General features: G+C 76.0%; 5 protein-coding genes. All 5 read left to right on the top strand.

Going from position 1 to position 6,526, the window contains the following annotated elements:
* Nucleotides 1-66: 66 nt before the first annotated feature.
* Nucleotides 67-741 carry a response regulator transcription factor gene (locus tag GTW43_RS18395; protein ID WP_161303109.1) on the top strand — a complete coding sequence of 225 codons (675 nt, stop codon included), beginning with the start codon at nt 67-69 and terminating at the stop codon, nt 739-741.
* A gap of 141 nt (nt 742-882) precedes the next feature.
* Nucleotides 883-1,752 (top strand): ABC transporter ATP-binding protein, encoded by an 870-nt coding sequence (locus GTW43_RS18400; RefSeq protein WP_161303110.1) that lies wholly within the window; start codon nt 883-885, stop codon nt 1,750-1,752.
* A complete protein-coding gene (locus GTW43_RS18405; RefSeq protein ID WP_202501615.1) occupies nt 1,749-4,250 on the top strand; it encodes an ABC transporter permease in 2,502 nt (833 codons plus the stop codon). The genes GTW43_RS18400 and GTW43_RS18405 overlap by 4 nt, the downstream gene beginning before the upstream one ends.
* Nucleotides 4,251-4,356: 106 nt before the next feature.
* Nucleotides 4,357-5,754, top strand: coding sequence for an MFS transporter (locus tag GTW43_RS18410; RefSeq protein ID WP_343246049.1), 1,398 nt, complete (start codon nt 4,357-4,359; stop codon nt 5,752-5,754).
* Nucleotides 5,754-6,526, top strand: a 773-nt coding sequence (locus GTW43_RS18415) for an FAD-dependent monooxygenase (protein WP_343246050.1), incomplete at its 3' end; no start/stop codon positions are given. The genes GTW43_RS18410 and GTW43_RS18415, both read left to right, overlap by 1 nt.

The following is a 6,526-nucleotide window of genomic DNA, read 5'->3' on the forward strand; positions in this document are numbered from 1 at the left end:
GGGGCCGCTGCCGGACGGCGGCTTCCGGGTGGCCGCCCGACTCCCCCTGACGGAAAAGGACTTCACGTGACCACACGCGTCATCATCGTCGACGACCAGGCCATGGTGCGGGCCGGTTTCGCCGCGCTGCTCGCCGCCCAGAGCGACATCGACGTGGTGGGCGAGGCACCCGACGGAGCGCAGGGTGTCGAGCTGAGCCGACGCACGCACCCCGACGTCGTTCTGATGGACGTCCGCATGCCCGAGATGGACGGTCTGGAGGCGGCCCGCCGGCTCCTGTCCCCGCCGCCGGGCGTGACGCACCGGCCCCGCGTCCTGATGCTGACCACCTTCGACGTCGACGACTACGTGTACGAGGCGCTGCGTGCGGGGGCGAGCGGCTTCCTCCTGAAGGACGCGCCGCCGGCCGATCTCATCGCGGCGGTGCGCGTCGTGGCGTCGGGCGACGCGCTGCTCGCGCCGTCCGTGACGCGCCGGCTGATCGCGGACTTCGCCCGGCAGCGTCCGGCCGGGCGCGGCAAGCCCGCGCTGCGGCTGAAGGGGCTCACGGAGCGGGAGACGGAGGTCCTCTCGCTGGTGGCGCGCGGGCAGTCGAACACGGAGATCGCGGACACGCTCGTCCTCGCCGAGCAGACGGTGAAGACACATGTGAGCCGCGTCCTGACCAAGCTCGACCTGCGGGACCGGGCCCAGGCGGTGGTCTTCGCGTACGAGTCGGGCCTGGTGACTCCGGGCGAGTAGCTCCCGGCCCGGCGCTCCCGCCGGGGGCACCCCCTACCCGGGTAGCATCCCGCGCTTGGCTCCCCGGTATGACGACCGGGCCACGGCCCTCCCCGCACGCTGCACCTCGTCGGTACGAGAACAGCGTGAGAGGGCGGAACATTGAGGCTACGCAAGGGCGGGCGGCACACGGCCGAGGTGCGGCCGAAGGACCGTGAGAGCACCGAGAGCCCCGCGGGCGCCTCCGGCATCGCCGTCGAACTGCGCGGGGTGCGCCGGGAGTACGGGCGCGGCGCCGGTGCGGTGCGGGCGCTCGCGGGGGTCGACCTGGCCCTGCCACGCGGGACGTTCACCGCGGTCATGGGGCCCTCCGGGTCCGGGAAGTCCACCTTCCTCCAGTGCGCGGCCGGGCTGGACCGGCCGACGTCGGGGTCGGTGCGCCTCGGCGGCACGGAGATCACCGGCATGAAGGAGAACGCGCTCACCGAACTCCGGCGCAGCAGGCTCGGGTTCGTCTTCCAGGCGTTCAACCTGCTGCCGTCGCTGACCGTCGAGCAGAACGTCCTGCTCCCGATGCGGCTGGCGGGGCAGCGCCAGGACCGGCGGCGGGCCGCCGAGGTGCTCGCGCAGGTCGGGCTCGCCGACAAGGCGCGGCGCCGTCCCGGCGAGCTGTCCGGTGGCCAGCAGCAGCGGGTGGCGGTCGCCCGCGCCCTGGTCACGGCGCCGGACGTGGTGTTCGCCGACGAGCCGACGGGCGCGCTCGACACCCGGACGGCGGGTGAGGTCCTCGGTCTGCTGCGGCACGCCGTGGACCGGCTCGGCGCCACGGTCGTCATGGTCACCCACGACCCGGTCGCGGCGGCCTGGGCGGACCGTGTGCTCTTCCTCGCCGACGGGGCCTTCGCGGACGCTCTGGAGCGCGGTTCGGCGGACGCGATCGCGGCACGCATGTCGGCGCTCACGGCCCGCGGCTCCCGCGCCGGTGCGATGGCCGGTGCGCTGGCTGGTGCGCCGGGGGGTGCGTCCGCATGATGCGCCCCAACGGGCTGGCGCGCGCCGCCGTCCGCTTCAAGCCCGCGTCGTTCGCGGGCACCTTCCTCGCCCTGCTGATGTCCGCGCTCGTGGTGTCGGCGTGCGGGATCCTGCTCGAGACCGGGCTGCGCGCGTCCGTGCCGCCCGAGCGCTACGCCCACGTCCCGGTCCTCGCGGCCGCGGACCAGAACGAGTACGTCGTCACCGGCAGCGGCGAGGACCTGGAGAAGGAGGCGACTCCGCTGCCGGACACGGCGCGCCTGGACGCCGGGCTCGCGGCGCGGGCCGCCGCGGTGCCGGGGGCGGCGGGCGCCGTCGCGGACTTCACGTTCCCGGTCCGGGCCGGGGACCACGCGCTCACCGGTCACGGCTGGGGCTCTCACGCGTTCACCGGGACGGTGCTGCGGTCGGGGTCGGCGCCCGGCGCGGGCGAGGTCGTGCTCGATCCGGCGACGGCGCGCGCGGCACACGTGTCGGCCGGCGACTCCGTCGCGCTGCGCACGGCGGCCGGCGAACGGGACTTCCGCGTGGCGGGTGTCGCCGACGCCGGTGCGGCGGAGGCGGCGCGGACGACCGGCGCGGCGGGCGCCTTCGCGTGGTTCGCCGACGACGGGGCACCCGCCCTGGCCGGCCACCCCGGCCGGGCCGACGCCGTCGCCGTGCTCGCCGCGCCGGGCACCGACACCGGCGCGCTCGCGCACTCCGTGCAGAAGGCGCTCGCCGGTTCGGGCGCGCTGGTGCACGTCGGGGACGACCGCGGCGCCGTCGAGGACCCGGGTCTCGCGCAGGCCGAGGTGACCCTGTTCGGGATCGGCGGCTCGTTCGGCGGGATCGCGGCGCTCGTCGCCGTGTTCACCGCGGCCGGGACCGTGGCCCTGTCCGTGTCCCAGCGTGCCCGCGAGTTCGCGCTGCTGCGCGCCGTCGGCGCCACGCCGCGCCAGATCCGCCGTGCGGTCGCCTCCGAGGCGCTGCTCGTCGCGCCGCTCGCCGGGATCGCCGGGTGCCTTCCCGGGATCGGCCTCGCCCACTGGTGGTTCGGGCAGTTGCGCGACCGTGGCGCGGTCCCGGAGGCGGTGCAGCTGCACGTCTCGGTGCTCCCGCTGATCGCCGCCGTCGGCGTCGGGCTGCTCACCGCGCTCGGCTCCGGCTGGATCGCCGGACGCCGTCCTGCCCGGACCAAGCCGGGGCAGGCGCTGACCGACGCGTCCGTGGAGCGGCTGCGCCCGGGCGTGATCCGGACCGTGCTCGGTCTCGGCGCGCTGGTGGGCGGCGCGATCCTCACCGGGGTGTCGGCGCGCTCCACGGGCGACGACGCGGCGGGCGCGGCGCTCGGCGTCGTGATGGCCTTCATGCTGGCCGTGGCGCTGCTCGGCCCGCTGGTGGCGCGGCTGTGCGCGGGGCTGTTCGGACTGCCGCTGCGGGGCGCGGGTCCCGCGGCCGGGCTGGCGGCGGCCAACGCCCGTACGAACGCACGGCGGTTGGCCTCCGCGATCACGCCGATCGTGCTCGCGGTGGCGTTCGCCTCGACGCTCGTCTTCATGCACACGAGCGAGAGCCGTGCCGCCGACGAGCAACGGCGCGCGGGGATCACCGCGGACCACGTGGTCACGCACCCGGCCGGGCTGCCGGCCGACGCCGCGGCCCGGGCGGCCCGGACGCCGGGGGTGGACACGGCGGTCGGGCTGCTGAGCAGCCAGGTCCTGGTGCCGGTCGGATCGGGCGAGTTCGCGTCGTTGCAGGGCGCGGCCGTCCAGGGCATCAGCGGCTCCGGCTCCGACCTGGCGAAGGTCCAGGACCTGGACGTGCGCGCGGGCGGGCTCGACCGGATCGGCGCCGGGCGCATCGCCGTCGACCGGACGCTCGCCGAGGCGGCGGACGCCGGGGTGGGCGACCGGCTGCCGCTGTACCTGCCGGACGGCACGCGCACGAGCCCCGAGATCGTCGCGGTGTACGGGCGCGGCCTCGGCCTGGCCACGGTGACGATGGACCGGGCGTCGCTGTCCGGGCACGTCACGTCGGGCTTCGACAGCGCCCTGCTGGTGCGCGGCGGCTCGCCGCGGTCGCTCGCCGCCTTCGGCGAGGTCACCGACGCGTCCGGGTACGCCACGCAGCGGAACACGGACGCCGAACTCGGCGCGTGGATGAACAACATGATGGCCGCGGTCCTCGGTGGATTCGCCGCGGTCGCCGCCGTCAACACGCTCGTGATGACGGTCCTCGACCGCCGCCGCGAGCTGGACACCCTCCGCCTGGTCGGCTCCACACGGCGCCAGGTCCTGACGATGCTGCGCTGGGAGGGGCTGCTCGTCTCCGTGGCGGGCGTCGTCCTCGGCTCCGCGATCGCCGCGGCCACGCTCGTCCCGATGGTGCACGGCATGACCGGCCGGGGACCGTACGTGCCCCCGCTGCTCTACGGGACCTTCGCCGCGGCCGGGATCGGCACGGCCCTGCTCGCCGTCACCCTGCCCGCCCGGGCCGTGCTGCGCCGCGCACCGTGACGCGCGGGCGCGGGGCGGGAGTCCACCCGGCTCCGGTTCCCGCCCCGCGCCCCTGACCCCGCGTACCGCTGAGCCCCTGCCGCGCCCGTCCGACGAAAGGAAGCTCGTGCCCCTCGACGCGCCCGCCCGCGCGATCCCCGTCCGGAAGTCCGCCCTCGGCGCGCTCGGCGCCCTGGCCCTCGCCACCGGCGCCCTCGAGTCGGTGGTGACACCCACCCTGCCGCTACTCCAGCGCGAACTGCGCATGAGCCCGGGCGAGGGCGCGCTCCTGAGCATCGTGCTCCTCATCACCGGCGCGCTCGTCACGCCGGCCGCCGGGAGGTTCGGCGACCGCTACGGCGGCAGGCGGGTTCTCGTGCTGCTGATGGCGGTCGTGTCGGCGGGCGGCCTCGTGTCCGCTCTGGCGCCGAACCTGCCGGTGCTGCTGCTCGGGCAGGTGCTGCAGGGCGCGATGGTGGGCGCGCTGCCCCTGTCGTTCATCCTGCTGCGCACCCATCTGCCCGCGGGCCGGGCGAAGACGGCCATCGGGGTGGTCAGCGGACTGTTCGTCGGCGGCGGCATGACCGGCACGCTGGCCGCCGGGCCGGTGGCCGAAGGGCTCTCCCGGCACTGGATGTTCGCCCTGCCGACGGGCGCGGTCGCCGCCGCGACCGTCCTCGTGCACCGGCTGATGCCGCAGGACCCGCCGGGCCTCTCCGGCGGCCCGCGCTTCGACTGGGCGGGCCTGCTGCTCCTGAGCGGGGCCCTGGTCGTCCTCATGCTCGTCCTCGCGCTGGCTCCCGAACTCGGCGCGCAGCCGGTCCTGTTCGTCGCTCTCCTGGTCCTGCTGGCCGTCCTGGCCACGGCGTGGACGGCGGTCGAGCGTCGCTCGGCGGCTCCGACGGTCGATCTCCGGCTGCTCGCGCGGCCCGCGGTGTGGCGGGCGTGCGTCCTCACGCTGGTGGTGTGCGCGGGCACCTCGGTCGCCGTCTATCTCGTGCCGCAGTTGTTGTCGGTGTCCGGCGACGGCTACGGGTTCGGGGCGAGCGCGACCCGGATCGGGCTCCTGCTGCTGCCGGGCGCCGTGGCCGCTTCGCTCGCCGGTCCGCTCAGCGGCACCGCGACCCGCCGGCTCGGTGCCCGCGCCGTGGTCGCCTTCGGCGTCGTCCTCCTGACCGGCGCCCTGTTCGCCCTGGCGGCCGTGCACTCCGAGGTGTGGCACGTCGTCGTCGGGAAGGCGTGCGTCGCGCTCGCCAACGGCCTGTGCGTCACGGCCCTGGTGACGAGTACCGCCATGTCCGTCGGCCGGGGCGACACCGGGATCGCCTCCGGTCTCGTCCTGGTCTCCCGCGTGGTCGGTTTCGCCGTGGGCGCGCAGCTCGGTGGCGCTCTGCTCACCGCCGGGACACCGGCCGGTTCTGCGGTGCCGGCCGAGTCGGTGTTCGTCGCCGGATTCCTCGTGGCCGGCGCCGTGTCGGCGCTGTCCCTGCTCGTCGTCCGCACCCTGTCCGAAGGAGACAAGTAGTGAACCCCACCATCGGGAGGCCGTCCGCCGCATCGCCCGCTCGGCGCCGTCGGGCGCTGGTCAACGGGGCCGGAGTCGCGGGCATCGCCGTCGCTTACTGGCTCGTCCGCTCCGGCTACGACGTCGCGGTCGTGGAGAGGGCCGACGCGCCGCGCCGCGGCGGGTATCCGGTCGACATCCGCGGCACCGCGCTGGAGGTGGTGCGCCGGATGGGTGTGCTGCCGCGGCTGCGGGAGGCACACGTCGACCTGCGCCGGATCACGTTCCTGGAGGAGGACGGGGGCGTGGTCGCGTCGCTGCCGCCGCACGCGGTCACCGGCGGCGCGCCGGGGCGGGACCTGGAGGTGCGGCGCGGCGACCTCACGGCCATCCTGCGCGAGGCGGTCGGCGACGACGTCGAGTTCGTGTTCGGGGACCGCGCCGAGCACCTCGACGAGACGCCCGCCGGCGTCGACGTCACCTTCCGCTCGGGCGGCACCCGGACGTTCGATCTGGTCGTCGGCGCGGACGGGATGCACGCGTGGACCCGCGCGGCGGTGTTCGGTCCCGAGGAACGGTTCCACCGGTATCTCGGCCTGTGCTTCGCGGTGTTCACCACGCCCAACACGCGCGGACTCGCCCACGAGACGGTGATGTGGAACGCCCCGGGCAGGGCGGCCGCGCTCTACGCCGTCGGCGACCGGCCCGAGGTGCACGCGTTCCTGACGGTCGCACGCCCCGAACCGCCGCACGAGCTCACGGACCCGGCGGCCCGGCCGTCGCTGCTCGCCGG

This window comes from Streptomyces sp. SID5785 (genome assembly GCF_009870065.1).
Classification (GTDB): Bacteria; Actinomycetota; Actinomycetes; order Streptomycetales; family Streptomycetaceae; genus Streptomyces.